26 protein-coding genes are annotated in these 22668 nt (G+C 69.9%); 14 read left to right on the top strand and 12 right to left on the bottom strand.

What is annotated here, in order from left to right:
• Nucleotide 1 precedes the first annotated feature (1 nt).
• The 4 genes from KUG41_RS10660 (at nt 2) to KUG41_RS10645 (ending at nt 3529) form a co-directional block, all read left to right on the top strand.
• On the top strand, nt 2–1255 hold the full coding sequence (locus KUG41_RS10660; RefSeq protein ID WP_216903992.1) for an AMP-binding protein: 1254 nt from the start codon (nt 2–4) through the stop codon (nt 1253–1255).
• Nucleotides 1256–1270: 15 nt separating this feature from the next.
• Entirely contained in the window at nt 1271–1537 is a 267-nt protein-coding gene (locus tag KUG41_RS10655) for a TM2 domain-containing protein (RefSeq protein ID WP_216903990.1), read from the top strand.
• Nucleotides 1537–1728, top strand: a complete 192-nt coding sequence (locus KUG41_RS10650; RefSeq protein WP_216903988.1) for a hypothetical protein — start codon at nt 1537–1539, stop codon at nt 1726–1728. Before KUG41_RS10655 ends, KUG41_RS10650 begins: the two co-directional genes overlap by 1 nt.
• A gap of 169 nt (nt 1729–1897) precedes the next feature.
• Nucleotides 1898–3529 (top strand): B12-binding domain-containing radical SAM protein, encoded by a 1632-nt coding sequence (locus KUG41_RS10645; RefSeq protein WP_216903986.1) that lies wholly within the window; start codon nt 1898–1900, stop codon nt 3527–3529.
• 4 nt (nt 3530–3533) lie between these two features.
• On the opposite strand, the gene KUG41_RS10640 is transcribed toward KUG41_RS10645, so the two are convergent.
• Entirely contained in the window at nt 3534–4004 is a 471-nt protein-coding gene (locus tag KUG41_RS10640; RefSeq protein ID WP_216903984.1) for a thioesterase family protein, read from the bottom strand.
• Between the two features lie 101 nt (nt 4005–4105).
• On the opposite strand from KUG41_RS10640, the gene KUG41_RS10635 reads away from it, so the two are divergent.
• On the top strand, nt 4106–4795 hold the full coding sequence (locus tag KUG41_RS10635; protein ID WP_216903982.1) for a hypothetical protein: 690 nt from the start codon (nt 4106–4108) through the stop codon (nt 4793–4795).
• An 11-nt stretch (nt 4796–4806) separates the two neighbouring features.
• Here the strand turns inward: KUG41_RS10635 and KUG41_RS10630 are convergent, their stop codons facing one another.
• From KUG41_RS10630 to KUG41_RS10620, 3 genes are all read right to left on the bottom strand, one after another.
• Entirely contained in the window at nt 4807–5580 is a 774-nt protein-coding gene (locus tag KUG41_RS10630) for an acyl-CoA desaturase (protein WP_254217124.1), read from the bottom strand.
• A gap of 300 nt (nt 5581–5880) precedes the next feature.
• Nucleotides 5881–6294, bottom strand: coding sequence for a DUF2752 domain-containing protein (locus KUG41_RS10625; protein ID WP_216903978.1), 414 nt, complete (start codon nt 6292–6294; stop codon nt 5881–5883).
• Nucleotides 6291–7475: an NAD(P)H-quinone oxidoreductase subunit H gene (locus KUG41_RS10620; RefSeq protein ID WP_216903976.1), complete on the bottom strand. Its 1185-nt coding sequence runs from the start codon at nt 7473–7475 to the stop codon at nt 6291–6293. The genes KUG41_RS10625 and KUG41_RS10620 overlap by 4 nt, the downstream gene beginning before the upstream one ends.
• A 43-nt stretch (nt 7476–7518) precedes the next feature.
• Between KUG41_RS10620 and rsmH the strand changes: the two genes are divergently transcribed.
• Nucleotides 7519–8418, top strand: coding sequence for a 16S rRNA (cytosine(1402)-N(4))-methyltransferase RsmH (gene rsmH / locus KUG41_RS10615; protein WP_216903974.1), 900 nt, complete (start codon nt 7519–7521; stop codon nt 8416–8418).
• 10 nt (nt 8419–8428) lie between these two features.
• Nucleotides 8429–9013, top strand: a complete 585-nt coding sequence (locus KUG41_RS10610; protein ID WP_216903972.1) for a DUF456 family protein — start codon at nt 8429–8431, stop codon at nt 9011–9013.
• 23 nt (nt 9014–9036) lie between these two features.
• On the opposite strand, the gene KUG41_RS10605 is transcribed toward KUG41_RS10610, so the two are convergent.
• Both KUG41_RS10605 and KUG41_RS10600 read right to left on the bottom strand, forming a co-directional pair.
• A complete protein-coding gene (locus KUG41_RS10605) occupies nt 9037–9870 on the bottom strand; it encodes a hypothetical protein (RefSeq protein WP_216903970.1) in 834 nt (277 codons plus the stop codon).
• Nucleotides 9871–9895: 25 nt separating this feature from the next.
• A complete protein-coding gene (locus KUG41_RS10600) occupies nt 9896–11038 on the bottom strand; it encodes a cysteine desulfurase family protein (RefSeq protein ID WP_216903969.1) in 1143 nt (380 codons plus the stop codon).
• 6 nt (nt 11039–11044) lie between these two features.
• Between KUG41_RS10600 and KUG41_RS10595 the strand changes: the two genes are divergently transcribed.
• From KUG41_RS10595 to KUG41_RS10585, 3 genes are read left to right on the top strand one after another with little or no spacing between them, the layout of a single operon-like run.
• Nucleotides 11045–11590 carry a hypothetical protein gene (locus KUG41_RS10595; RefSeq protein ID WP_216903967.1) on the top strand — a complete coding sequence of 182 codons (546 nt, stop codon included), beginning with the start codon at nt 11045–11047 and terminating at the stop codon, nt 11588–11590.
• 9 nt (nt 11591–11599) lie between these two features.
• Nucleotides 11600–12376: a response regulator transcription factor gene (locus KUG41_RS10590; protein WP_254217122.1), complete on the top strand. Its 777-nt coding sequence runs from the start codon at nt 11600–11602 to the stop codon at nt 12374–12376.
• A complete protein-coding gene (locus KUG41_RS10585) occupies nt 12366–13436 on the top strand; it encodes a pseudouridine synthase (protein WP_254217121.1) in 1071 nt (356 codons plus the stop codon). The genes KUG41_RS10590 and KUG41_RS10585 overlap by 11 nt, the downstream gene beginning before the upstream one ends.
• On the opposite strand, the gene KUG41_RS16130 is transcribed toward KUG41_RS10585, so the two are convergent.
• From KUG41_RS16130 to KUG41_RS10575, 3 genes are all read right to left on the bottom strand, one after another.
• Nucleotides 13410–13754, bottom strand: coding sequence for an SGNH hydrolase domain-containing protein (locus tag KUG41_RS16130; RefSeq protein WP_371734119.1), 345 nt, complete (start codon nt 13752–13754; stop codon nt 13410–13412). The two genes, KUG41_RS10585 and KUG41_RS16130, sit on opposite strands and share 27 nt — an antisense overlap.
• 141 nt (nt 13755–13895) lie before the next feature.
• Complete coding sequence (gene bchM / locus KUG41_RS10580) at nt 13896–14630, bottom strand: magnesium protoporphyrin IX methyltransferase (RefSeq protein WP_216903965.1); 735 nt, start codon at nt 14628–14630, stop codon at nt 13896–13898.
• Between the two features lie 32 nt (nt 14631–14662).
• Nucleotides 14663–15883: an N-acetylglucosamine-6-phosphate deacetylase gene (locus tag KUG41_RS10575; RefSeq protein WP_216904035.1), complete on the bottom strand. Its 1221-nt coding sequence runs from the start codon at nt 15881–15883 to the stop codon at nt 14663–14665.
• A 48-nt stretch (nt 15884–15931) separates the two neighbouring features.
• Here KUG41_RS10575 and purE point away from each other — a divergent pair, with 48 nt between their 5' ends.
• Both purE and KUG41_RS10565 read left to right on the top strand, forming a co-directional pair.
• Nucleotides 15932–16471: a 5-(carboxyamino)imidazole ribonucleotide mutase gene (gene purE / locus KUG41_RS10570; protein WP_216903963.1), complete on the top strand. Its 540-nt coding sequence runs from the start codon at nt 15932–15934 to the stop codon at nt 16469–16471.
• 80 nt (nt 16472–16551) lie between these two features.
• Nucleotides 16552–17667, top strand: a complete 1116-nt coding sequence (locus KUG41_RS10565) for an AI-2E family transporter (RefSeq protein WP_254217140.1) — start codon at nt 16552–16554, stop codon at nt 17665–17667.
• On the opposite strand, the gene cysC is transcribed toward KUG41_RS10565, so the two are convergent.
• From cysC to KUG41_RS10550, 3 genes are all read right to left on the bottom strand, one after another.
• Nucleotides 17642–18286 carry an adenylyl-sulfate kinase gene (cysC, locus tag KUG41_RS10560; protein WP_216903961.1) on the bottom strand — a complete coding sequence of 215 codons (645 nt, stop codon included), beginning with the start codon at nt 18284–18286 and terminating at the stop codon, nt 17642–17644. The two genes, KUG41_RS10565 and cysC, sit on opposite strands and share 26 nt — an antisense overlap.
• 59 nt (nt 18287–18345) lie before the next feature.
• Nucleotides 18346–19410: a DUF362 domain-containing protein gene (locus KUG41_RS10555; protein WP_216903959.1), complete on the bottom strand. Its 1065-nt coding sequence runs from the start codon at nt 19408–19410 to the stop codon at nt 18346–18348.
• A 66-nt stretch (nt 19411–19476) separates the two neighbouring features.
• Nucleotides 19477–19800, bottom strand: coding sequence for a translation initiation factor (locus tag KUG41_RS10550; protein ID WP_216903957.1), 324 nt, complete (start codon nt 19798–19800; stop codon nt 19477–19479).
• A gap of 192 nt (nt 19801–19992) precedes the next feature.
• Between KUG41_RS10550 and trpB the strand changes: the two genes are divergently transcribed.
• Together trpB and KUG41_RS10540 are read left to right on the top strand one after the other, a co-directional pair.
• Nucleotides 19993–21246, top strand: coding sequence for a tryptophan synthase subunit beta (gene trpB, locus KUG41_RS10545; RefSeq protein ID WP_216903955.1), 1254 nt, complete (start codon nt 19993–19995; stop codon nt 21244–21246).
• A 116-nt stretch (nt 21247–21362) separates the two neighbouring features.
• Nucleotides 21363–22643: a hypothetical protein gene (locus KUG41_RS10540; RefSeq protein WP_216903948.1), complete on the top strand. Its 1281-nt coding sequence runs from the start codon at nt 21363–21365 to the stop codon at nt 22641–22643.
• Nucleotides 22644–22668 lie beyond the last annotated feature (25 nt).

Raw genomic sequence — 22668 nt, 5'->3', positions numbered from 1 at the left:
CATGGGGGATTTCTCCGGGGCGCCCCTGCTGCTCGACACCACCGGCGTCGCTCCGGAGGACGCCGCAGCGACGCTTGAGGCGGCCTGGCGGGAGCGGCGGCTGGTGGCCCTGGCAGGCCCTGGCCAGCGGAGGGATCTGGCCCTGGCCCTCGGGCCGTGCGCCGGCCCGGGAGAGCCCCTGGGCCGTTTCGGGGCCGCAGTGGTGCTGGGCAGCGGCGGCAGCGCCGGGCAGCGGCACTGGTGCCTGCAGCCCCTGGCTCACCTCCAGGCCGCCGCCGATGCCACCGCCGACTGGCTGCTGGCCCGGGGCCTGGAGCCGGCCGACTGCCTGCACCTGGATCCCCTGCCGCTCCACCACGTCAGCGGCCTGCTGCCCCTGGTGCGCGCCCGCCGCTGGGGGGCGGAGCTGGGCTGGCTGGCTCCGGCGCTGATGCGCTCGGCGGCGCTCCTGGCGGAGGCGTGTCCCCTGCCCCGCGACCGGCCCGTGCTGCTGTCGCTGGTCCCCACCCAGCTGGCCCGGCTGCTGGCCAGCCCTGCCGGCATCGACTGGCTGGCCGGCTGCGCCGTGATCTGGGTGGGCGGGGCTGCCCTGCCGGCGTCCCTGGCGGAGGCCGCCCGCCGCGCCCGCCTGCCCCTGGCCCCCTGCTACGGCGCCACCGAAACCGCCGCCATGGTCTGCGCCCTGCCGCCGGAGCGGTTTCTGGCCGGTGGGATCGGCTGCGGTGATCCGCTGGCCGGTGTGGCCCTGCGCCTCGATGGCTCCACCGCAGCGGTGGAGGTTCGCAGTGACCGGCTGAGTCCTGGCTATCTGGAGGCGGGGCGGTTCCTGCCCCTGCCGCTGCAACCTGGCGGCTGGTGGCGCAGCGGCGATGCCGGCCGGATCGGTCCGCAGGGGCTGGAGGTGCTGGGGCGGCTGGACGGGGCCCTGCACAGCGGTGGTGAGACTGTGTTTCCGGAGCGGCTGGAGGAACGGCTGCAGGCGGCTGCGGCCCGGCGGGGCGCCCCCCTGGAGGCCCTGCTGCTGCTGGCCCGCCCGGACCCGGAATGGGGGGAGCGACTCGAGGCCCTGGTGCGTCCGTGCCGGGGGGACGACGGTCCCAGGTTGCTGCAACTTCTGCAGTCCATCGTCTCCGGCTGGCCCCCCGCCGAACGGCCCCGCCGCTGGCACCTGTGTCCTGCCCTGGCCCCGACTGCGGCGGGCAAGTGGGAGCGGGGCCGTTGGCAGCGGTGGCTGGACTCGCTAGAAGCCCTCTGAACGGCACCCGCACCGATGACCGACAGTCAGAGCGTCGAGACCAGCAACAAGAAGCTGGCGGCAGGACTGCTGGCCATCTTCCTGGGCTCCCTCGGCATCCACAAGTTCGTGCTCGGCTACAGCAAGCCCGGGCTGATCATGCTGCTGGTCACCGTGCTCACCTGCGGCTTCGGTGCTTCGGTGATGGGCATCATCGGCCTGATCGAAGGGGTCATCTATCTCACCAAGAGCCCGGCGGAGTTCCAGGCCCAGTACATCGATGCCACCCGGGAGTGGTTCTGATGGCCGCCGATCCGGCCGCCGCCAGGGCCCTGCGGCGGCCGGTCCTGGCGCTGCTCGTGGGCGGAGGCCTGCTCAGCTTCGCTCTGCTGGGAGCGGTTCCCCACGATGGACTCCACCCCCTGGCCCTGATGGGCGCGCTGCTGCCCCTGCAGCTGGCCGCCCTCCTGTGGGCTGTCCTGCACCGGCGCTGATCCTCCGGGGGAACGGCAAGGACATCGAAGAACGCTGCAGATGCTCGGCGTCGGAGGGGGATGGTTTCGCCCCGGTTCTGGCGAGGATGCAACCGACCGATGAAAACCGTCCGTAGAGGGTTCCCTTTCCCCCCGGAATTCCTGAGGGCGATGAGCTGTGTGCTTCGCCATGAATGTGCTGCTGGTCTATCCCCGTTTCCCGAAGACCTTCTGGAGTTTTGATGGGGTACTCGAGATGGTGGGCCGCAAGGTGCTGCTGCCGCCGCTGGGTCTGATCACCGTGGCGGCCCTGCTGCCCGCCTCATGGTCACTTCGGCTGGTCGACGGCAACATCCGCGAGGTGAGCGAGGCGGACTGGGCCTGGGCCGATCTGGCGATCTTCTCGGCGATGCTGGTGCAGAAGCGCGATCTTGCCCGACAGATCGAAATGGCCAGGGCCCATGACCTTCCCGTGGCTGTGGGTGGGCCTTTCGCCACGTCCACCCCAGGGGCCCCGGAGCTTGCAGCGGCCGACTTCCTGATCCTCGATGAGGGGGAGATCACCGTTCCCGCCTTCGTTGCGGCCCTGGCCCGAGGCGAGACCCGGGGCCGATTCGGAGCCGGAGGTGAGAGGCCCGATGTCTCCCTGTCTCCGTTGCCACGCTTCGATCTGCTCGAACTGGAGGCCTACGACATGATGGCCGTGCAGTTTTCGCGTGGCTGTCCTTTTCAGTGCGAATTCTGCGACATCATCGTTCTCTACGGACGCAAGCCACGCACGAAATCCCCTGATCAGCTCCTGGCCGAACTCGAGGCACTGTATGCATTGGGCTGGCGCCGGGATGTTTTCCTTGTCGATGACAACTTCATCGGCAACAAGCGCAACGTGAAGTGTCTGCTGCCCAGATTGCTGGCATGGCAACGGCAGAAGGGATTCCCTTTCTCCTTCACCACGGAGGCTTCCGTGGATCTGGCCGCCGACGACGCCCTCATGACCCAGATGGTGGCCTGCGGTTTCCGCCGGGTGTTTCTGGGCATCGAAACACCGGATGAAGCGAGTCTGGTGGCGGTCCACAAGCTCCAGAACACCCGCAGCTCCCTGGAGCAGGCGGTGGAGGCCATCACCGCCAAGGGTCTGCAGGTGATGGCCGGCTTCATCCTCGGCTTCGATGGGGAGCAGGCAGGGGCCGGCCGGCGGATTGTCGATTTCGTGACCCGCACCTCCATTCCCGTGGCGATGCTCGGGGTGCTCCAGGCTCTGCCCAACACGGCCCTCTGGCATCGGCTCGAGCGGGAGGGTCGGCTGCTCCACGGAGATGGACGCTTCGACGAAGGGGTCCAGACGAACCTGGTCAATTTCCGACCTACCCGACCGATGCCGGAAATCGCCGCTGAATTCCTCGAGGCCTTCACCCAGCTCTATGACCCCCGCACCTATCTGGACCGGGTCTATGCCTATGTCGGCAAGCTGGGTGCCACCCGGCCCGGGAGAACGGCTGGGAAGGGAAAGGGCCTGCGACGCCACCTTGGGCAGGTGAAGGCCCTGCGCGGCGTGCTGGTGCTGTTCTGGCGTCAGGGGCTTGTCCGCCCCAGCCGGTGGCGCTTCTGGCACCATCTCCTGGCGGTGGCGATTCGACGCCCCTGGCTGCTCGATCAGTACCTGTGGATGTTGATGCTCAACGAGCATTTCCTCGGCTACCGCTCCTTGGTGGTCGATCAGGTCACCGCCCAGCTCCAAAAGCCCGAGGCGCTGCAGCAGCCGAACCCATCTGCGTTGGTGGCGCCCCAGGAACGGCCTGCGGCGGAGCTCGCCGGGCGCTGAGGGCTCAGGCAGCGGCCTGGCTGGCCCCCAGCCACTGGCTGATGGCGTCAGGCAGCGTCGTGCGTCGCCGGCTTGCCGTCTCGATCGCCACGTGCCGGGTCAGGCCCCTGGCCGCCTCGATCCCTTCCCGGCAGAAGCGGTAGCGCACCTCGAAACTGCTGCCATCCAGCGGCCTGGGCTGCAGTTCGATCGCCAGGGGATCGCCGCAGACCAGCGGCCGCAGGTAGTCGGCGCTGGCGTGCACGATCGGCAGGGCGACGGCCAGGGTCCGGCCCGGGGTTGGAAAGACCGTGTCCGAGGCCACACCGAACCGCTCCAGGCTCTCCTCGTAGGCCACGTGGCACCAGTGCAGCAACTGGTGAAAGTGCATCACGCCGGCGGCATCCGTCTCGCCGAAGCGGACCGTCCGGCAAAGGAGCAGCCAGTCATCCCGCCGGGCGACCGGAGGGGAGGACGCTGGCTCGGCAGGGGGCATGGGACCTCGGTGGCGCCGTCGCTGCGGCCCTCGGCCCATGCTGGCATCGTTGCTGGCACTCCGGAGTGCACCTAGGTTCCGCTCACTACGGACCCCGTACCTTGGCCGCCGCCATCGCCTACGAGCCGCCCAGCATCACAAGGGCCTGGGATGCCTTCCTGGCCCACATCCCCACCATTCTGCTGATCTGGGTCGTCACGATCCTCATCGCCGCCATCGGCTTCGTGGCCTCCCTGGCACTGACCGTGCTGGGTGTGGGCCTGGCCAACAGCGGTGGGGGCAGTGCGGAAGCCGCCGGCGGCTTGGCCGCGATGCTGGGACATCTGGTCCAACTGCCCTTCACCATCCTCTCCAATCTGGTGGGGGTGCTGTTCGTGGCGGTGCCTGCCATGCACTACGTCAGCGGTGAGACGATCGGCCCAGAAGCGGCGTTCCGGGCCCTGATGCTGCGGCCCTCCCGCTACCTGCTGGCCGGTGCACTGTTCTCGCTCGTGGCGGCGGTGGGTCTGGTGCTCTGCATCCTGCCAGGGATCGCCGTCACCCTGGTGATGCCCGTGTACGTCAACAAGGTGTTCCTCACCGATCTGCCGATCACCGAGGCCTTCTCCAGCTCCTTCCAGGCGGTCTACGGCTCGCCGCAGGGGCGCCGATTCGCCGCGATCGAACTGGCTGCCTGGCTGCTGGTGCTGGTGGTGGCCCTCTGCACCTGCGGCCTGGCCACCCTGGTGGCGGTGCCGGTGGCCACGTTCTACATCCAGAACGCCGCCTACCACCGGGGGGTGCTCAGCTGAGTGTCGCCGACTCAAGGGCGTGCCCGCTCCAGCAGATCCTCCGTCGCCGGCAGGCGCAGCCGATCGGCCCAGCCCAGGCGCTCGAGGCCGCGGATGAAGACGTAGGTGGGATCGGGTAACTGCCTGATGCGGCCCCCTCGCACCCCGTAACCCTGCCGCACCGACCACTGGAAGGCGTGATGCAGGTTGTGCCAGCCCTCACCGAGGGTGATCAGCGCAACCCAGCCGTTGTTGCGGCTCATGTCGTTGGTCATGAATGGCCGCTCACCGGCGATGTGGGCCAGGGAATTCACCGTGGCCACGCCGTGGAAGAGCAGGGTGGTGCTGAGGAAGAAGGCCGCCAGCCACTCGGGGCCCCCGAGGAGATAGGACAGCCCGCCCAGGGCCAGCAGGGGCACGAAATGCAGGCGATCGATCAGCCTGAGCACAGGATCGGCCTCCACATCGGCGGGCAACCGCTCCGGGAAGAACGAGGGCGCCAGCAGCCAGCCCGCCTGCGAGCGCCAGACCCCCCCCAGACCCGCCTGGGGCTTCAAGGGTGAATGAGGATCGAGGTCGGTGTCCACATGGCGATGGTGGGCCAGGTGATGGGCCTTCCACCAGCTCGGTCCCATCTGCCCCGCCGAGGCCCCCACCAGGGAACCGATCCAGTGCACCAGCCTCGGCGCCCGGTAGCTGCCATGGGTGATCAGGCGGTGATAGATCGCGGTGGTGGCCAGCATCCTGATCAGATAGAGCGCTAGAGCCCAGCCCGCGGCCGCCAGGCTCAGTCCGGTGACCAGCAACAGCAGGCAACCGAGGTGCGATACCAGGATGAAGATCGGCCCCGTGGCATAGAGAAGAAATCGAACTCGACCGCTTTCCAGGGGGAACTTCTGTAAAGAGAAGTTCACACTAGACGCTCGCTGCAGGAGGAGAAGTCCGTCATGGCGAGTCTGAGGCCGGGATCCGGTTCTGTGGCTGCCACCACCGCGGCCACAACGGAGTTGGTTGACGAGCTGCGCAGACCCGCTGGGCGGTGGCACCGACAGGGAGGCCACCCACGATCAGCGGCAAGAACGGTCCTGGCCGTGCCTGCCACGTCCTCAGCTGAGCGGAAACGCCTGCAGGCCGATGCCGTAGGTCAGCCCCATCCGCCCGGCCCAGTAGAGCAGCAGCAGCACGCCCACAACCACCAGGTGCCGGCCCCGCAGGATCCGGGGCACCAGCCGCCCGGTGCGCAGGGCCAGCAGCGACCAGACCACGAGGCCGGCCGCGACCACGGGCCCGAAGGCGTGCAGGGCCACGGCGTCGTCGAAGCGACCCACCAGGCTTGCCGCCGTGGCCCGGGTCAGGTAGCAGGTGGGGCAGGGGATTCCCGTGAGGGCCCGCAGGGGACAGCTCAGGCCCGGCAGGCCCGGATGCAGGCCCTTCAGCACCAGCAGGGTAGTGACACCGGCCGGCAGGAGCAGGCCGCAGCTCCCGAGCCGGCGAGCCCAGCGCCGGCCGGCGGCCTTCACCGGTCCACCGATCCCATGATCACGTCGATCGAGCCCAGGATGGCCATGATGTCGGCCACCTTGGCCCCTTTGAGGATGTGGGGCAGAATCTGGAGGTTGTTGAAATCGGCGGCACGGATCTTCCAGCGCCAGGGCGTCACGTCATTTTTGCCCATGATGAACACGCCCAGTTCGCCCTTGCCCGATTCCACCCGGCAGTAGAGCTCACCATCAGGAATCTTGAAGGTGGGCGCCACCTTCTTGGCGATGTACTGGTAGTCGAAGTCGTACCACTCGCTTTTCTTGCCTTCGGCCATGCGCCGGGCCTCGAGGTTTTCGGTGGGGCCGCCGGGAATCATGGTGACGGCCTGGCGCAGGATCTTCAGGGACTGGCGCATCTCCTCGATCCGCACCCGGTAGCGGGCGTAGCAGTCGCCCTCCTTCGCCCAGGCCACCGACCACTCGAAGTCGTCGTAGCACTCGTAGTGGTCGACCTTGCGCAGATCCCAGGGCACGCCGGAGGCCCGCAGCATGGGGCCGGAGAGGCTCCAGTTGATCGCCTGCTCCTTGCCGATCACCCCCAGCCCCTCAATCCGCTTGCGGAAGATGGGGTTGTTGGTGATCAATTTCTCGTATTCGTCGATCTTTGGGCCGAACCAGTCGCAGAAGTCGGCGCACTTCTCCAGCCAGCCGTAGGGAAGATCGACCGCCACCCCGCCGATGCGGAAGTAGTTGTTATTGATCAGCCGCTGGCCCGTGGCCGCTTCCCACAGGTCGTAGATCATCTCCCGCTCGCGGAAGATGTAGAAGAAGGGGGTCTGGGCGCCCACATCGGCCAGGAAGGGGCCGAGCCAGAGCAGATGGTTGGCGATGCGGTTGAGTTCCAGCATCAGCACCCGGATGTAGCTGGCCCGCTTCGGCACGGGCACGTCGGCCAGCTTCTCGGGGGCATTCACCGTGATCGCTTCGTTGAACATGCCCGCCGCGTAGTCCCAGCGGCTCACGTAGGGCACGAACATCACGTTGGTGCGGTTCTCGGCGATCTTCTCCATGCCGCGGTGGAGGTAGCCGATCACGGGCTCGCAGTCGATCACGTCCTCGCCGTCGAGGGTCACCACCAGCCGCAGCACGCCGTGCATCGACGGGTGATGGGGGCCGAAGTTGACCACCATCGGCTCGGTGCGGGTCTCGAGCTGGGTCATGGCCTGCGCCAGGGACGGAGTGCCGGGATCTTAGGAAGGTCGGATGGCCGTGACGTTCGCCCACCTGCCCGTTCTGGCCGAATCGGTGCTTCAGGCCTTCTCCGGGTTGTCCGGGCTACCGGCCGGGGAGGAGGCAGGGGAAGGGCTGCTGCTGGACTGCACCCTCGGCGGCGGGGGACACAGCGCCCTGCTGCTGGAGGCTCACCCGCGGCTGCGGCTGATCGGCCTCGACCGGGATCCCGCCGCCCGGGACGCGGCGGCCGAACGGCTCGCCCCTTTCGCCGATCGGGCCACAATCGTGGCCGCCAACTTTGCCGGTTTCACCCCGCCGGCCCCGCTGGTGGGGGTGCTGGCCGACCTGGGCGTGAGCAGCCCCCAGCTGGATGAGCCCGCCCGGGGGTTCAGTTTCCGTACCGCCGGTCCCCTGGACATGCGCATGGATCCGGAAAGCGGCGAGACCGCCGCCGAACTGATCGACCGGCTCGAGGAGACCGAGCTGGCCGACCTGATCCATGGCTTCGGCGAGGAGAGGCTGTCGCGCCGCATCGCCCGGCGGCTGGTGGCCGAGCGCCCCTGGACCGGCAGCGGCCGCAGCACCGCCGATCTGGCCTACGCCGTGGCCGGCTGCTTCCCCCCCAAGGCCCGCCGCGGCCGCATCCACCCGGCCACCCGCACCTTCCAGGCCCTGCGGATCGCCGTCAACGACGAACTGGGGGCCCTCGACCGGTTGCTGCGCGAGGCCCCCGACTGGCTGGTGCCGGGCGGGCTGCTGGCGGTGATCAGCTTCCATTCCCTGGAGGACCGGCGCGTCAAGACCGCCTTCCTGGGGGATCCACGCCTGGAGCGGCTCACCCGCAAGCCCCTGGTGGCCGGGGAGGAGGAGCAGCAGGCCAATCCCCGCAGCCGCTCCGCCAAGCTGCGGGTGGCCCACCGCCGGGTCTGAGACAGCCACCATGACGTCGGCCAGCCTTCCCAGCCTCGATCGCCTCGACCTGCTCTGGTGGCTGGCGCTGCTGATCCAGGCCCTGGCGATCCCCGGCACCCTGTTGCCGCTCCTGCCCGGCCTCGCACTGCTGCCGCTGGGCGCCCTGCTGTGGTGCTGGGCCGTGGGCTGGGCGGCCGGCTGGCCCGCCCTCGCCGTGGCCGTGGTGCTGCTGGTGCTGGGCTGGGGGGCCGAAGCCCTGGGCCTGCTGCTGGGCCCGGTCCGCCTCCAGGCCACCCGCTGGAGCTACCTCGGAGCTGGCCTCGGCCTGGTGGTGGGCCTGCTGGGGCTGCTGCCGGCCCTGCCGGTGGGCGGTCCCCTGCTGGGGGCCCTGGTGGGGCCGCTGCTGGGGGCCAGCCTCGGAGAGTTCCTCAGCGCGCCTGCCTCCCTGGGGCCCCCGGGCCTGGGCCGGCTGCGGCGCTCCCTGCTGGTGGGCCTGGCGGTGGTGGCCGGGATGCTGGTGAGTCGGCTGGCCCAGCTGCTGCTGGCCCTGCTGGGGGTGGCGGGATTCGTGCTGGTCACGGCGGGGCCGTGGGCCCTCCGCTCCGGAGTCTGAGGGCCGGAGCCTGAGGGCCGGAGTCAGTGGTTCAGGGGAGCCGGCAGGGGATCGGCATCGCCGCTGGCCAGCACCAGCTGGCGGTAGGCCGCAGTGGCGATGCAGACCACCAGGGGCCAGGCCACGAACGATCCCACCAGGCAGGCCAGCAGTCCCAGCAGCAACAGCAGGCTCTCGATCAGGGTGAGCAGCAGCACCATCAGCCAGCTGGGGTCCACCAGGGCGCGGCCGCGCAGGAGCGTGGCCCTGGCGGCGGTGTGCTCGAACAGCACGATCTGGGTCAGGAAGCTCTGGTTGATCATCAGGTAGATCACCCCGAGCAACAGCACGCTCAGGGCCAGAAACAGCACCACGGCCAGGGCCAGACCCAGCACCTCCACCAGGGTGCGGCTGATCGGCACGAGCTGGTCGGCGAAGATCCCCAGCAGGGCGAGCGGGCCGCCCACCAGCACCAGGATCCCGAGCAGGGGCACGAGCACCACCGCCACCAGCAGCAGCCAGGCCCGCAGCAGCCTCAGGAACACCGGTCCATCCCAGCGCATCAGCTGGCCCAGGGTGGGGCGCCCCCCCTGCAGGGCGCTGCCGGCACCACGCACCAGCCCCAGGGCGCACCAGAGATTCAGGATCAGATTCAGCGTCAGCCCGATCAGGTACAGAAGCCAGTCCAGCGGATCGCTGGAGGGCACCCCACCGTTGCTGATGCGGCTCTGCAGGGGCTGGATGAGGAACTGCAGGGCCACCACCACCAGGGGGAACCCCACGAACGCGGCCGGGCTGCGGCTGAAGGCACGCCAGCCCTCCTGGAGGGCGTCGCCGAAGTTGAGCCGGGGCCCCTGCCGGCCGCCGGGTGTGGCCATGAATCAATACGGAATCCCCCGAAACCTAGACAGGGCCTCGCAGTTCCGCCACGGCCGCGGCCACGGCCGCGATCGCCGCATCGATGTGCTCCGCCGTGGTGCCCCGACCCAGGCCGAAGCGGATCGAGGCACCGGCGGCGCGGCGGTCGCGGCCGAGGGCGGCCAGCACGTGGGAAGGGCTTCCCTGGCTGCAGGCCGAACCGCTGCTAACCGCCAGGCTGCGGCGCAGCTGCCGGTGCAGGCGGGTGCCGTCCAGCCCCTCGATCGTGACGTTGAGGTTGTGGGGCAGGCCGTGGACGGGGTGGCCGTTGCGCAGCACCCCGCCGAGGGCCTCCAGCTCCCGCCACAGCCGATCGCGCAGGGCCCCGAGCCGTTCGGCCCGCTCCTGGCGGTCCGCCAGGGCCGCGGCGACGGCGGCCCCCAGCCCCACGATCAGGGGCACGGGCAGGGTGCCCCCCCGCAGGCCCCCCTCCTGGCCGCCCCCCAGCTGCTGGGGGGCCAGGGGCACCCCCGGGCGCCGCAGCAGGGCCCCGACGCCCTTGGGGCCGTAGAGCTTGTGGCCGCTGAGGCTGAGCAGATCGATGCCGAGCTCCTCCATGGCCAGGGGCACATGGCCCACCGCCTGGGCGGCATCGCAGTGGAAGATCACGCCCCGCTCCCGGCAGAGGGCGCCGATGGTGTCGAGGGGCTGCAGCACGCCGATCTCGTTGTTGGCGGCCATCACCGACAGCAGCAGGGTGTCGGGCCCGAGCGCCGCCGCCAGCCGGTCGGGATCGACCATCCCATCGGCTCCCACCGGCAGCACGGTGAGGGGGAACCCGTGGCTTTCCAGCCAGGCCAGCGGCTCCAGCACCGCCCGGTGCTCGGTGGCAAGGGTGACCAGCCGTCGACGGGTCTCCCCCCGCTCCAGGGCCGCCTCGGCCACCCCCCGCAGGGCCAGGTTGTTGGCTTCTGTGGCGCCGCTGGTGAAGAGCACCGCGTCGCTGGCCATGGCCAGCCCGTCGGCCACCCTGGCCCGGGCGATGTCCACCGCCGCCGCCGCCTCCAGGGACGGCCGGTGCAGGCGGCTGGAGGGATTGGCAGGGTTCTGGGCCCACCACGGCGCCATGGCCGCCACCACCGCCGGATCGCACGGGGTGCTCGCGTGGTGGTCGAGGTAGGTCAGCATGGAGCCATGCTGATCCGTCTTCGCTCCCCCGGTGTCCCCGCCCTGCTGCTGGCGGCGGCCCTGGCCCCGTCCGGCTCCGTGCTCCTGGCGGGGTCTGCGGCGGCGCCCGTGGCGGCCCAGGAGACAGCCCCCAGCAACGCCGAGCAACGCCCGCCGGGGTTCCGGGTGCTTCAGGACCGGATCACCCACCGGGGCCGGGAGGTGGTGGGCATCTTCGGCCTGGTGCCCGAACCGGGCCAGCCGGGGCTGTGGCGGGTCCAGGTGTGGGAGGAGCTCGATGACCGCGTCACCGTCGCCACCGACAAGATCGGCTGCACTTTGGCAAGCCCCCTGCGCATCACCGGCACCGCTACGCGGTTGCTCGTGCGCGAGCTCAATCCAGGTGGGTCCATCACCCCCGCCAACCGGTTGGATCACCTGATGTGGTGGGCGGTCTGCGTGCCGGCCCAGGCCGGCAAGGATCCCGCCACCCTGGGCCCGCTGGCCCGGCAGCTGGGGTACAGCGGACGCCTGCCTGAGCGGGAACAGGTCCTGCTTGGTCCCGGTCGATAGATTTCTCCCATGAGCCACGATCCATCCGCTGCCGCCGGCGCCCCAGGCACCGATTCCCCCGACCACGGGGAGGCCGGTGCCGCACCGCCGACCACACCGGTGCGGCTGCTGCTGGTGGACGATGAGCCCGGCCTGCGCACGGCGGTCAAGGCCTACCTCGAGGACGAGGGCTTCGCCGTCACCACGGCCAACGACGGCGAGGAGGGCTGGACGGCAGCCCAGGCCCAGATGCCCGATGTGGTGATCAGCGACGTGATGATGCCGCGCTGCGACGGCTACGGGCTGCTCAAGCGTTTGCGGGCCGATGAGCGGCTCGGGGGCACCCCGGTGATCTTTCTCACCGCCAAGGGGATGACGGCCGACCGCATCGCCGGTTTCCAGGCCGGCGCCGACGACTACATCCCCAAGCCCTTCGACCCCGACGAACTCGTGGCCCGGGTGCACAACGTGGTGCGGCGTCAGGAGCGGCTGCTGGCGGAGGCGGCCCGCTTCGCCGATGCCGACATCGGCGCCATGGCCCGCCAGATCACCGAGATCCGCTCCATGCTCGGCGGCGGTGGCACTACCGCCAAGCCCGTCTCCGACGTCAAGCTCGACTTCACGCCCCGGGAGGCGAGCGTGCTGCAGCTGGTGGCCGAGGGGATGATGAACAAGGAGATCGCCCGCCGCCTCGAGACCTCGATCCGCAACGTGGAGAAGTACGTGAGTCGCCTGTTCATCAAGACCGGCACCGCCAGTCGCACCGAGCTGGTGCGCTTCGCCCTCGAGCACGGGCTTGTGGACTGAGGACCGCCCCGGCCCACCCCTGCCCCCGGGGCTGCCGTCGGGCTGGCTGCCGCCCCGTCTCAACGACGGCTGGACCTATCGGGAGCGGATTTCCCCAGCCGGGGATGGGATGGGCGTGGTGGCGTACTACGCGGGCCGGCATGCCCATTCCAGCGCGGAGGTCTGGCAGGAGCGTCTCGCTGACGGCCAGATCAGCTGCAACGGCGAGCCCCTGCGCTCCGAGCGGACTCTGCGCAACGGCGATCGCCTGGTCTGGCGCCGTCCCCCCTGGCAAGAGCCGGCGGTGCCGGGAGGCTGGGAAGTGATTGACGATGACGGCGACCTGCTGGTGATCGACAAGCCCAGCGGCCTGCCCGTGCTCCCGGCCGGGGGATTCCTGGAGCACACCCTGCTGCGGCTGCTGGAGCGCCGGCACACGGCCATGGCGGCGGCCGGGCCCCCGCCCCGGCCGGTGCACCGGCTGGGACGCTTCACCTCCGGCCTGCTGGTCTGCGCCCGTCGTGCCGCCACCCGCGCCTGGCTGAGCCGCCGGCTGCGGGACAGCAGCGGCCTGCTCGAAAAGCCGGGAGAGCCTTCCGCCTGCCGCAAGGTCTACCGGGCCCTGCTGGAGCCGGGGGGCCTCGATCGGCAGGTGGGCGATCCCCTGCCCATCTCCATCCCCATCGGATGCCGGGAGCACCCCCTGCTGGGGAAGATCTGGTGCGCCTGTCCGGAGGGGGGACTGGCCGCGCTCAGCACCCTCACCCTGCTGGAGCGGCGCTGCGACGGGGATCTCGTGGATGTGGTGATCGCCACGGGCCGGCCCCACCAGATCCGTATCCACTGCGCCGGGGTCGGGGCGCCGCTGCTGGGCGATCCGCTGTATCTCCCGGGCGGCGGGGCCCGTGTGGACGCGCTGCCGGGGTCCGGGGGCTACCGGCTGCACGCCCATCGGCTGGGCCTCGCCGGGCCCGGTGGCGAGGCAGTCCTCTGGGAGGCCCCGCCGCCAGGAGAACTCGTCCCCGCTGCCCCCGGCCCCGCACCTGCGCACCGGTCAGTTGCCAGCGGCTGCGGGGGGTGAAGCGGGTGGGGCGATCAGGGCGGCCCTGATCCGGGGGGCTGACCAGCGCGCCGCATCGATCGAGGGATGGGAACAGGCATCCCGGTAGAGCACCACACCCCGGTTTCCCTCGTGGGTGCAGGTGGGGCTGGGACAGAACACATCGAACAGATCGATGACCCTGAGCCGTTGCTGCGCCTCCAGATCCCGGAGGATGCCATCCAGGCGGCCACGCCGTGCCAGGGTCTGCCGGCGGCTGTGGAAGGGGCAGGGCTGGCCCGTGAAATGAAACCATGGCCTGACCGCAACGACAGGTCCGCACTGGGACTCGCGGGCCAGTGGATTGCCGTTCCCAGAAAGCCACCCGGGAGAAGGTTCTTGTCGAAGTGATTCAAGATCACCGCAACCACGGCCAGTGGCCTGAGCCCGTCGATCTCGGGCCGGTAGGCCCCAGCGGTGGAGACTCCGGCCATGGCCGCTTCAGACCCGCTCAAAGGCGATCAGGCGGGAGAAGTAGAAGGGGGCCTGATTGAGGCTGCGGTGGACGGGCTGGAAGCCCGCTTCGGCGGCGGCCGCCACGATGCCCTCCTCCCGCAGGGTGTAGGCCCGGGTGGTCTTGCTGGGGCCGGGGAACAGCTGGCCGATCTGCTTGAGCACCGCCAGCAGGGGGGTGTAGGGGGCGAAGCTGACGATCAGCTGCCGTTCGGCCATGGAGGCCAGGTGCCGCACCATGGCTTCAGCGGCCGCCTGGGGGTAGTGGATGAAGACGTCCAGACAGATCACGGTGTCGTAGCGGCCCTGGAGGCTTTCCAGATCGGAGCTGGTGAAGCTCAGCCGTTCGGCAGTCAGTCCGGCGGCTTCGGCCCGCCGGCGGGCCTCGTCCACCATCGCGGCCGACAGATCACTGGCGGCGATCGAGCCGGCCCCCAGGGCGGCGAGGGGCAGGCTGAGGCTGCCGACGCCGCAGCCGGCATCGCAGAAGCTGCGGCTGCCCAGATCGCCCTGGGCGCCCAGCCAGCTCAGCACCGCGTCGACCGTCTTCTGATGGCCGATGCGGATGTTGCGCTGGACCCGGTTCACCTCCTCGCTGTCGCTGTAGATGCGGTTCCAGCGCTCGAAGCCGGTGCTTTCGAAGTAGGCCTGCACCTCGGCCTTCTCCGCCTGCTTCTGGGCCTCCCGCTCGGCTTGCTCGGGCTGTTTCAGTTCCGGGGGCATGGCGCGCGGCGACCGTTCGGGTGGCGCGGATCCTAGGGAGCCAGGCCCTGGGCGGCCCCCGGTCCCGCGGCCGGGGCCAGGGCCGGGCGACGCCATTGCAGGCGTCCGTCCGTCGTGCTCCAGCGCAGGGTGTCCCCCAGGGCGCGCCCAAGCAGCAGCTGCTCCAGGGGCCGGGTGTCGCCCAGCACCCGGCGCGGCGCCAGGGTGGCGGCGGCAATCGAGGCCCCCTCCAGGCCGCCCCAGCCCGCCAGCCGGCGCACCCCCTCCAGCAGCGGCAGGGTGACCCCGGCCAGGGTGCCGTCCTCCAGGCGGCAGCTGCCGTCCTCCACCAGCAGCAGCCGTTCGTCCCAGCGGTGGGCGCCTTCGCCGAGCCCGTAGGGGGCCAGGGCATCGCTGACGATCACCAGTTGCCGCGGGGCCAGCCGCTGCAGCAGCACGGCCATGGTCGGGGCCACGTGGACACCGTCGGCGATCAGCCCCAGGGCCACGGTCCCTTGCTTCAGCGCCGCCGCCACCGGTCCCGGGGCGCGGTGGTGCAGCCCCGCCATGGCATTGAAGCTGTGGGTGAGCATGCCCACCCCGCATGCGAAGGCCTGGTGGGCCTGGTCCTCATCGGCGCCGCTGTGGCCCAGGCTCACGACCACGCCCCTGGCCCGCAGCTCCTCGATCACCTCCCTGGCCCCCTCCAGTTCCGGCGCCAGGGTCACCAGGGCGATGTCCGCCTCGGGGCCGCCTTCGAAGCCGCTGATCAGACGCTCCAGGGTTTCCCTGTCGGGGTCGAGCAGGTGCTGCCGGGGGTGGGCGCCGCGCCGTTCCGGCGCCAGGAACGGCCCCTCCAGGTGGGCGCCCAGCAGCCGACAGCGGCCCGGGCGGTGGTGGCGACGGGCCTCGGCCAGCACCGCCAGCGCCTGGCGCAGGGGGTCGGCGGCGCAGGTCACCAGGGTGGGACAGATGGCGTCCACCCCGTCATGCCAGAGCAGCTCCAGCAGTTTGACCAGACGCGGCAGGTCGGCGGCGTTGAGTTCCGGGAAGGCCAGGCCCAGGCCGCCGTTGATCTGCAGGTCCACGCCTCCCAGGGAAAGCCAGTCGCCGCCCCAGTCCTCCCCGGCGGCACGGCTGCCCGGCTCGGTCGGCCGTACCCGGGCGATCAGCCCGTCCCGGTCGATGCCCACCCGCCACAGGACCCCGGTCGGCCCCTCCTGGCCGGGGTCCGCCCCGTCGCCGGCCAGTCGCACACGGGTCAGCCAGCGCATGGAGGCAGCGGCGGGACGGGACAATGCCATCCTCACCGCCCCCGCCCCATGGAGTCCGCCCCCCTTCGCCCCCGTGTCGCGATCGTGATGGGAAGCGATTCCGACCTGCCGACCATGGAGCCGGCGGCGCGGATTCTCAAACAGCTCGGCGTCGGAAGCGAGGTGCGGGTGCTCTCGGCCCATCGCACCCCCTGGGAGATGGCGGCCTTCGCCGAAGCGGCCGCCTCCAGGGGCTTCCGGGTGATCATCGCCGGTGCCGGCGGCGCCGCCCACCTGCCCGGCATGGTGGCGGCCTTCTCCATGCTTCCGGTGATCGGTGTGCCGGTGCGCAGCCAGGCCCTGTCGGGGGTGGATTCGCTCCATTCGATCGTGCAGATGCCGGCAGGCATTCCGGTGGCCACGGTGGCCATCGGTGGCGGCCTCAATGCCGGACTGCTGGCTGCGGCGATCCTGGCGACGGCGGATCCGGTGCTCGCCGAGGCCCTGGAGACCCATCGCCGTGCCCAGCATGATCAGGTGGTGGCCAAGGACGCGCGGCTCCAATCCCTGGGCAGTGCCGCCTACCTGGAGACAATGGGCCAGGGCTGAGTCGCTGGCGACATCGGCTTCGGCCCGCCATGCTGGTTGCCGATCGTCGATTCCCCGGGGCCCAGGCCCTGTTGCCGCGGATGCTTCAGAGGCTGGAACTGCCCATCCCGATGCGGTTCTCCCTCGCCCTGCCCCTGCTGGTGCTCAACCTCTGGGTGCTGCGCCAGCTGCTGGTGCCGCTGGCGCCGTTCCCGGCCCTGTTCCTCACGGCGGCCCTGCTCGCCTTCCTGCTCGATATCCCCAGCCGCTGGCTGATCCGGCGGGGACTGCCCCGCCCCCTGGCCCTGGTGCTGGTGCTCGGCCTCAGCCTGGGCGTGGTGGTGCTGGCGGTCCTGGTGCTGGTGCCCCGCCTGGTGAATCAGCTGGGCGATCTGGTGCTGGCCCTGCCCGGCTGGCTGGCGGGGGGGGAAACCCTGCTGGGACAGCTTCAGCGCTGGGCCACCGAGCGCGGCCTGCCCACCGATTTCGGCGGGATCAGCAGTGATCTGATCAGCCGCACCAGCAAGCTCGCCTCCCAGCTCAGCCAGCAGGTCCTGGGGATCCTCGGGGCCACGGTGAGCATCACGGTCAATGTGGTGATCGTGCTGGTGCTGGCGGTGTTCCTGCTGCTGGGGGGGGAAGCCATCGCCATGGGGCTGGCCGAGTGGCTGCCCAGCGGTGCCCGCAGCCTGGTGCTCAGCACCCTGGACCGCACCTTCCGGGGTTATTTCGCCGGTCAGGTGGTGCTGGCCCTGATTCTCAGCGGCGCCCAGAGCCTGGTGTTCACCCTGCTCGGGATTCCCTACGGCGTGCTGTTCGCCGTGGCCATCGGCTTCACCACCCTGATTCCCTACGCCAGTGCCCTCACCATCGTGGTGGTGAGCGTGCTGCTGGCCCTCCAGGATCCCCGCACCGGCCTGGAGGTGCTGGCCGTGGCCATCACCGTCGGCCAGGTGGTGGATCAGGTGATTCAGCCCCGGCTGATGGGTTCGATCGTGGGGCTGCAGCCGGCCTGGCTGCTGATCAGCTTGCCGATCGGCGCCCGGCTGGGGGGGCTGCTGGGGCTCGGAGAACTGCTGGGCCTGCTGCTGGCGGTGCCGGTGGCCAGTTGCGCCAAGACCTTCCTTGATGCCTGGGCCCTGCGCGTCCGCCCCCCGGCGTCCGCTCCCGGGCTGCCCCCTTCGGAGCCGCTCAGGGCTCCGCCGGCGCCGGAATGATGCTCCGCCGCTTCAGTTCCGCCATCACCTGGGCCACCGAGTCCTCCAGGCTCTGCTCGCCGGTGCCCACCCGCAGCTCGGGGCTCTCCGGCGCCTCGTAGGGGCTGGAGATGCCGGTGAATTCCCTGATCTCTCCGGCCCGGGCCTTGGCGTAGAGCCCCTTGGTATCCCGCTGCTCGCAGATCTCCAGATCGGCGGCGCAGTGGATCTCGAGGAAATCGCCCGCCGCCACCAGCTCCCGGGCCCGCTGGCGATCCGCCCGGAAGGGAGAGACGAAGGCGGTCAGCACCACCACCCCGGCGTCGAGGAACAGCTTGGCCACCTCACCGATGCGGCGGATGTTCTCCTCCCGGTCGGCATCGGAGAAGCCCAGATCGCTGCACAGACCATGGCGCACGTTGTCGCCATCGAGCACATAACAGGCCAGTCCCTGCTCGAACAGGGCCGAATTGACCGCGTTGGCCAGGGTGCTCTTCCCCGCTCCCGACAACCCTGTGAACCAGAGGATGGCGCTGCGGTGCCCACGCTGATGGGCCCGGGCGGCGCGGGTCACCGTGGAGTGGTGCCAGACGATGTTGGTGGCCTTGGCGGCGGTGCCGGTGGTGGACTCGTGCGACATGGCGGGGATGGACAGGGCGATGGGCGCCATTCTCCCTGCCGCCGCCGGCATGGCAGGGTTCAGGCGGCGATGATCCGCCGCAGCGTGTCGGCCATGGTCTGCCCGGCTCGATCGGCGGTGACGATCTCGATCTGATCGGGGCCGGCGGCCCCCAGACCCAGCTCGACGGCCCTCTGAATCTGTTCCAGCCGCCAGATGGAGCCCTGGGACACGTCGGCGGTGGTGCCGAGGGACCGCAGGATGGCGATCGCCACCACGTCGACCGCGATCCGATCGGTGCCGGCCAGGATCACCTCCGGCCTGGCCCTGACACCGGCTTCCGGCCCCCCCTGGGTGAAGGCCTCCACACCATCGAGCAGCACCAGGGCCGGGGCATAGGCCTGGTTGATCTCCGCGATCATCTGGCGCTGGTGGGGCGAGGAATGGAGATCCCCCATGTAGTTGTGGGGGTCCCCGGGCACGTACTTGGCCACGAGCCCCACGCTGTTCTTCAGCGACAGGGTGAAGTGGCCGCCGAAACGGTGGGTTTTCAGGCAGCAGGTGTTCACCACCGCTCCCGCATCCAGGGCCGGCCGGGCGAAGGCGAAGCCCTTCGGCCAGTGGGTACCCTCCGCCGCCACGGCCTGCCAGCCGTCCCGGTCCAGTTCATCCAGCACCATCGCCTCGAATCCCAGCCGGTCCGCCAGGGCGAACACCCCCTTGGTCCCCATCGCTTCGCGGGTGTCGGCCATGCCTGAGCGGTCCCCCACCGTGATCGCCCCGGCGCCTGCGTTCTGCAGTTCCCGCACCAGGGACTCCAGCAGGGGCGTGTCCGTGGCGGCGGGGGCCGGATCACCGGTGTTGTAGTTGGGCTTGAGAAACACGGTCCGGCCGGCGAGGCCATCCGGCTGCAGCAGATCGATCGCCGCCCGGGTGCCCGCGGCCCGGTCCCCACTGCGGATGAGCGCCACCCGGCTCACCCCAGCGCCCATGGACGCGGCCGTCGTCGTGCCGCCTGGGGATTCGGTGGCAACGGAGCCGGTGGACCCGCAGGCTGCGGAAAGGGCGGCGCTCCCCGCGGCGAGGCTCGCCAGCTGGAGCACCTGACGCCGGCTGAGGCCCTGTCGGCGATCGGCATGAGCCATGGCTGATCCGGTCGGGAGCGAATTTCAACGTAACGAAATCGCCCGGCTGCCCCGGTCCGGCGGCTGCTACCCACCGGCCCGCTTCGGGCGGTAGCCCTCCCGCTCCAGGGCCGCCAGGGCGGCGTCCACCTGGTCTCCCTGGAGCTCGATCACCCCATCCCTGAGGGTGCCGCCCGTTCCGGCGGAGGCCTTCAGCCGCTTCAGCAGTTGCCGCGCCTCCCCGTCCGGTGCCACCAACCCCGAGATCACGGTCACCATCTTTCCTCCCTTGCCGGCCCTGGTGCGCTGGACCCGCACCGTCTGCCGGGCCCTGGGCTGCGGGTCCGTCGTCGCATCAGGCCTCTGGAGGCTCTCCGGTCCGCTGAACTCCTGCCAGCTGCCCTTGGGCATGGTTCGCCGCTCCGCTGGTGATCCTGCTGGGCGACCGTCGGTCCCCCTGGCCAGCCTGGCAGCCGAGGCGCCCCGGAGTGGGTCCGTCCCGGGGGAGCGGCCAGCGCCAACGTCCTTCTGCGCCTGGGATCCGCAACGAGGCGGTGGCGGTGGCGCCTCCCTAAGGTGACAGTCCCCCTGCTCGCTCCGCCGGTGACCAGCAGCGTTTCTCCCCGCAGCGCCGAGCCGGCCGACCTGCTGCCTTCGGTCCGCCCCGATGGCCTCGGCCGTTTCGGCCCCTTCGGCGGCCAGTACGTGCCCGAGACCCTCATGCCCGCCCTGGCGGAACTGGAGGCCGCGGCGGCCGAGGCCTGGGCGGATCCCGCCTTCACCGCCCGTCTCGACCATCTTCTGCGCCATTACGTGGGCCGTCCCACGCCCCTCTATGAGGCGGAACGACTCACGGCCCGTTACCGCCGTCCGGACGGGGGGCCTCGCCTCTGGTTGAAGCGCGAGGACCTCAATCACACCGGTGCCCACAAGATCAACAACGCCCTCGGCCAGGCCCTGCTGGCCCTGCGCATGGGCAAGCAGCGGATCATCGCCGAGACGGGCGCCGGCCAGCACGGGGTGGCCACGGCCACGGTCTGTGCCCGCTTCGGGCTGGAGTGCTTGATCTACATGGGCGCCGAGGACATGCGCCGCCAGGCCCTCAACGTGTTCCGGATGCGGCTTCTGGGGGCCACGGTCCAGCCGGTGACCGCCGGCACCGCCACCCTCAAGGACGCCACCAGCGAAGCCATCCGCGACTGGGTGACCAATGTGGAGACCACCCACTACATCCTCGGGTCGGTGGCCGGGCCCCACCCCTACCCGATGCTGGTCAGGGATTTCCACGCCGTGATCGGCCAGGAGACGAAGCGCCAGTGCGCCGAGGCCTTCGGCCGGTTGCCGGATGTCCTGATCGCCTGTGTCGGCGGCGGCTCCAATGCCATGGGCCTGTTCCATCCCTTCGTGCAGGACACCGGCGTGCGCCTGATCGGCGTCGAGGCCGCCGGGGAGGGCGTGGCCACCGGCCGCCATGCCGCCACGATCACCGAAGGGCGCGTGGGGGTGCTGCACGGTGCCATGAGCCTGCTGCTGCAGGACAGTGAGGGCCAGGTGCAGGAGGCCCACTCGATCAGCGCCGGCCTCGATTACCCCGGCGTGGGTCCGGAGCACAGCTATCTGCGTGAGATCGGCCGGGCCGAATACGCCGCCGTCACCGACGGCCAGGCCCTGGAGGCCCTGCAGCGGGTGAGCGAACTGGAGGGGATCATCCCCGCCCTGGAGACGGCCCATGCCTTTGCCTGGCTCGAAACCCTCTGCCCCCAGCTGGCCCCCGGCACCGAGGTGGTGCTCAACCTCTCGGGCCGCGGCGACAAGGACGTCAACACGGTGGCCGAGAAGCTGGGAAACGGCATCTGATCCGGTCTGGAGCCTGGCCGCCGCCCCGCCCCGGCGGTCAGGGGAGAGGTGCGCAGCCCGGCTGTGGCTGTCTCCAGGGGGGCGAATTAGGCTCCCGCTGATGCCAGGAAGCGGCCATGGCGGAGATCCCCACGGGAAGCCAGACCCAGAAGTCATACGACAGGGGCCTTCTCATCCTCTTTGGCCTTGCCTTCGGGGCCCGGCTCCTGGAGCGGCTGGTTGCAGCCTTCTTCTTGGCGGCCAGGCAGCTTGATTTCACCACCAACTACGGACTGACGGAATGGTTGATCAACTATGCCGGTGGGTTCCAGCGCAGGGGGTTGCCGGGTGCCCTCATCCATGGCCTGCATGAGAAGTTTCAGCTTGCGCCAAATCTGAGTATTGTCATTTCCTGCCTATTTCTTTATCTCGCTTTCGGCATCTATCTCTGGCGTCAATCTTCGGGAATCGTGCCCAGATGGGTGTTGCTGACGACACCTCTGCTTGGCTATCCGGTGTTCGTAGATCGCATACTGATCCGGAAGGACTTACTGATTCTTCTGCTCTTTGCCCTGGCGGTGAAGCTCGTGTGCACGCACCGAAAGGCCCTTTCTGATGGCATCGCCAGTCTCCTGTTATTGGTTGGCATCCTTTCGCATGAGCTGATCGCTTTCCTTGCGCTCCCCTCCCTTGCGCTTCTGATGCTGTTGCGTGAATCTGCCGAGGGCTCCAACTTCAGGCGTGCCGCGCGCGGGGCCTGCGCCAGCCTGCTCTGGCTGTTCATTCCCCTCACATCTTTCGTCGCTATTCTGTTCTTCCGAGGAACCGACGAACGTGCCGATGCGATCGCACTGTCCTGGAAGAGCGCCTTTGCTCCGGGTTTGCCATTCACGGGACCCAAAGGGGCCATTGCTTGGCTTCCCCTGCCAAGCGAAAGGTACATCGCTGATTCGCAAGGCGTGCTGTCCCAGCTTCATTTTGGTTTCCCCTTCTGGTTGATCCTTGTTTTGGTAAGCATCAGCGGAGTGGTGCTTCTGGCAGCGGTGATCGGTCGCGCATCCCCACGGCGTGCCTGGTTCTTCGTGGCGGCTGCGCTCTGTCAGTTTCTGATCATGGCACCCGTCTTCTATCACTCCTGGGACCATGGTCGATGGGTGGTTCTCTGTCTGATGACGGCGTTTGTTCTGGCCATTGAGACCCCGATGACCTGGCAGGTGAAATTTGCAGAACTCTCCCGCTTCCCGCATCAGCTGCAGACGTTGATCATGCCTGGCTGGATGGCACCGCTTGGACTGGGCCTCTGGGGTGTTCAGGTTGTTTCCTGGAGCGTCTATGGGTGGCTTGCCAGTGCACCCGTAGGCATCATCCTGCAGATATATTTCTACTTGCGTGTCCTGGGGCTGCAGCGTCCTTTCTGAGCGCCTTGCTGAGGGTGTGCCTCGG

Source organism: Synechococcus sp. CCY 9618 (assembly GCF_019038415.1).
Classification (GTDB): Bacteria; Cyanobacteriota; Cyanobacteriia; order PCC-6307; family Cyanobiaceae; genus Cyanobium.
Note: the sequence above shows the minus strand (reverse complement) of the source record. Positions and strands in the feature narration are given on the sequence as shown.

What these genes read in the sequence shown, in the direction of transcription:
- KUG41_RS10655 (WP_216903990.1), top strand. Translation starts at nt 1,271, where the DNA reads ATGACCGACAGTCAGAGCGTCGAGACCAGCAACAAGAAGCTGGCGGCA.
- KUG41_RS10595 (WP_216903967.1), top strand. Translation starts at nt 11,045, where the DNA reads ATGCTGATCCGTCTTCGCTCCCCCGGTGTCCCCGCCCTGCTGCTGGCG.
- KUG41_RS10605 (WP_216903970.1), bottom strand. Translation starts at nt 9,870, where the DNA reads ATGGCCACACCCGGCGGCCGGCAGGGGCCCCGGCTCAACTTCGGCGAC.
- bchM (WP_216903965.1), bottom strand. Translation starts at nt 14,630, where the DNA reads ATGCCCCCGGAACTGAAACAGCCCGAGCAAGCCGAGCGGGAGGCCCAG.
- KUG41_RS10640 (WP_216903984.1), bottom strand. Translation starts at nt 4,004, where the DNA reads ATGCCCCCTGCCGAGCCAGCGTCCTCCCCTCCGGTCGCCCGGCGGGAT.
- KUG41_RS10645 (WP_216903986.1), top strand. Translation starts at nt 1,898, where the DNA reads ATGAATGTGCTGCTGGTCTATCCCCGTTTCCCGAAGACCTTCTGGAGT.
- KUG41_RS10620 (WP_216903976.1), bottom strand. Translation starts at nt 7,475, where the DNA reads ATGACCCAGCTCGAGACCCGCACCGAGCCGATGGTGGTCAACTTCGGC.
- KUG41_RS10610 (WP_216903972.1), top strand. Translation starts at nt 8,429, where the DNA reads ATGACGTCGGCCAGCCTTCCCAGCCTCGATCGCCTCGACCTGCTCTGG.
- KUG41_RS10650 (WP_216903988.1), top strand. Translation starts at nt 1,537, where the DNA reads ATGGCCGCCGATCCGGCCGCCGCCAGGGCCCTGCGGCGGCCGGTCCTG.
- KUG41_RS10590 (WP_254217122.1), top strand. Translation starts at nt 11,600, where the DNA reads ATGAGCCACGATCCATCCGCTGCCGCCGGCGCCCCAGGCACCGATTCC.
- KUG41_RS10565 (WP_254217140.1), top strand. Translation starts at nt 16,552, where the DNA reads ATGCTTCAGAGGCTGGAACTGCCCATCCCGATGCGGTTCTCCCTCGCC.
- purE (WP_216903963.1), top strand. Translation starts at nt 15,932, where the DNA reads ATGGAGTCCGCCCCCCTTCGCCCCCGTGTCGCGATCGTGATGGGAAGC.
- KUG41_RS10575 (WP_216904035.1), bottom strand. Translation starts at nt 15,883, where the DNA reads ATGCGCTGGCTGACCCGTGTGCGACTGGCCGGCGACGGGGCGGACCCC.
- KUG41_RS10555 (WP_216903959.1), bottom strand. Translation starts at nt 19,410, where the DNA reads ATGGCTCATGCCGATCGCCGACAGGGCCTCAGCCGGCGTCAGGTGCTC.
- KUG41_RS10660 (WP_216903992.1), top strand. Translation starts at nt 2, where the DNA reads ATGGGGGATTTCTCCGGGGCGCCCCTGCTGCTCGACACCACCGGCGTC.
- KUG41_RS10600 (WP_216903969.1), bottom strand. Translation starts at nt 11,038, where the DNA reads ATGCTGACCTACCTCGACCACCACGCGAGCACCCCGTGCGATCCGGCG.
- KUG41_RS10550 (WP_216903957.1), bottom strand. Translation starts at nt 19,800, where the DNA reads ATGCCCAAGGGCAGCTGGCAGGAGTTCAGCGGACCGGAGAGCCTCCAG.
- cysC (WP_216903961.1), bottom strand. Translation starts at nt 18,286, where the DNA reads ATGTCGCACGAGTCCACCACCGGCACCGCCGCCAAGGCCACCAACATC.
- rsmH (WP_216903974.1), top strand. Translation starts at nt 7,519, where the DNA reads ATGGCCGTGACGTTCGCCCACCTGCCCGTTCTGGCCGAATCGGTGCTT.
- KUG41_RS10540 (WP_216903948.1), top strand. Translation starts at nt 21,363, where the DNA reads ATGGCGGAGATCCCCACGGGAAGCCAGACCCAGAAGTCATACGACAGG.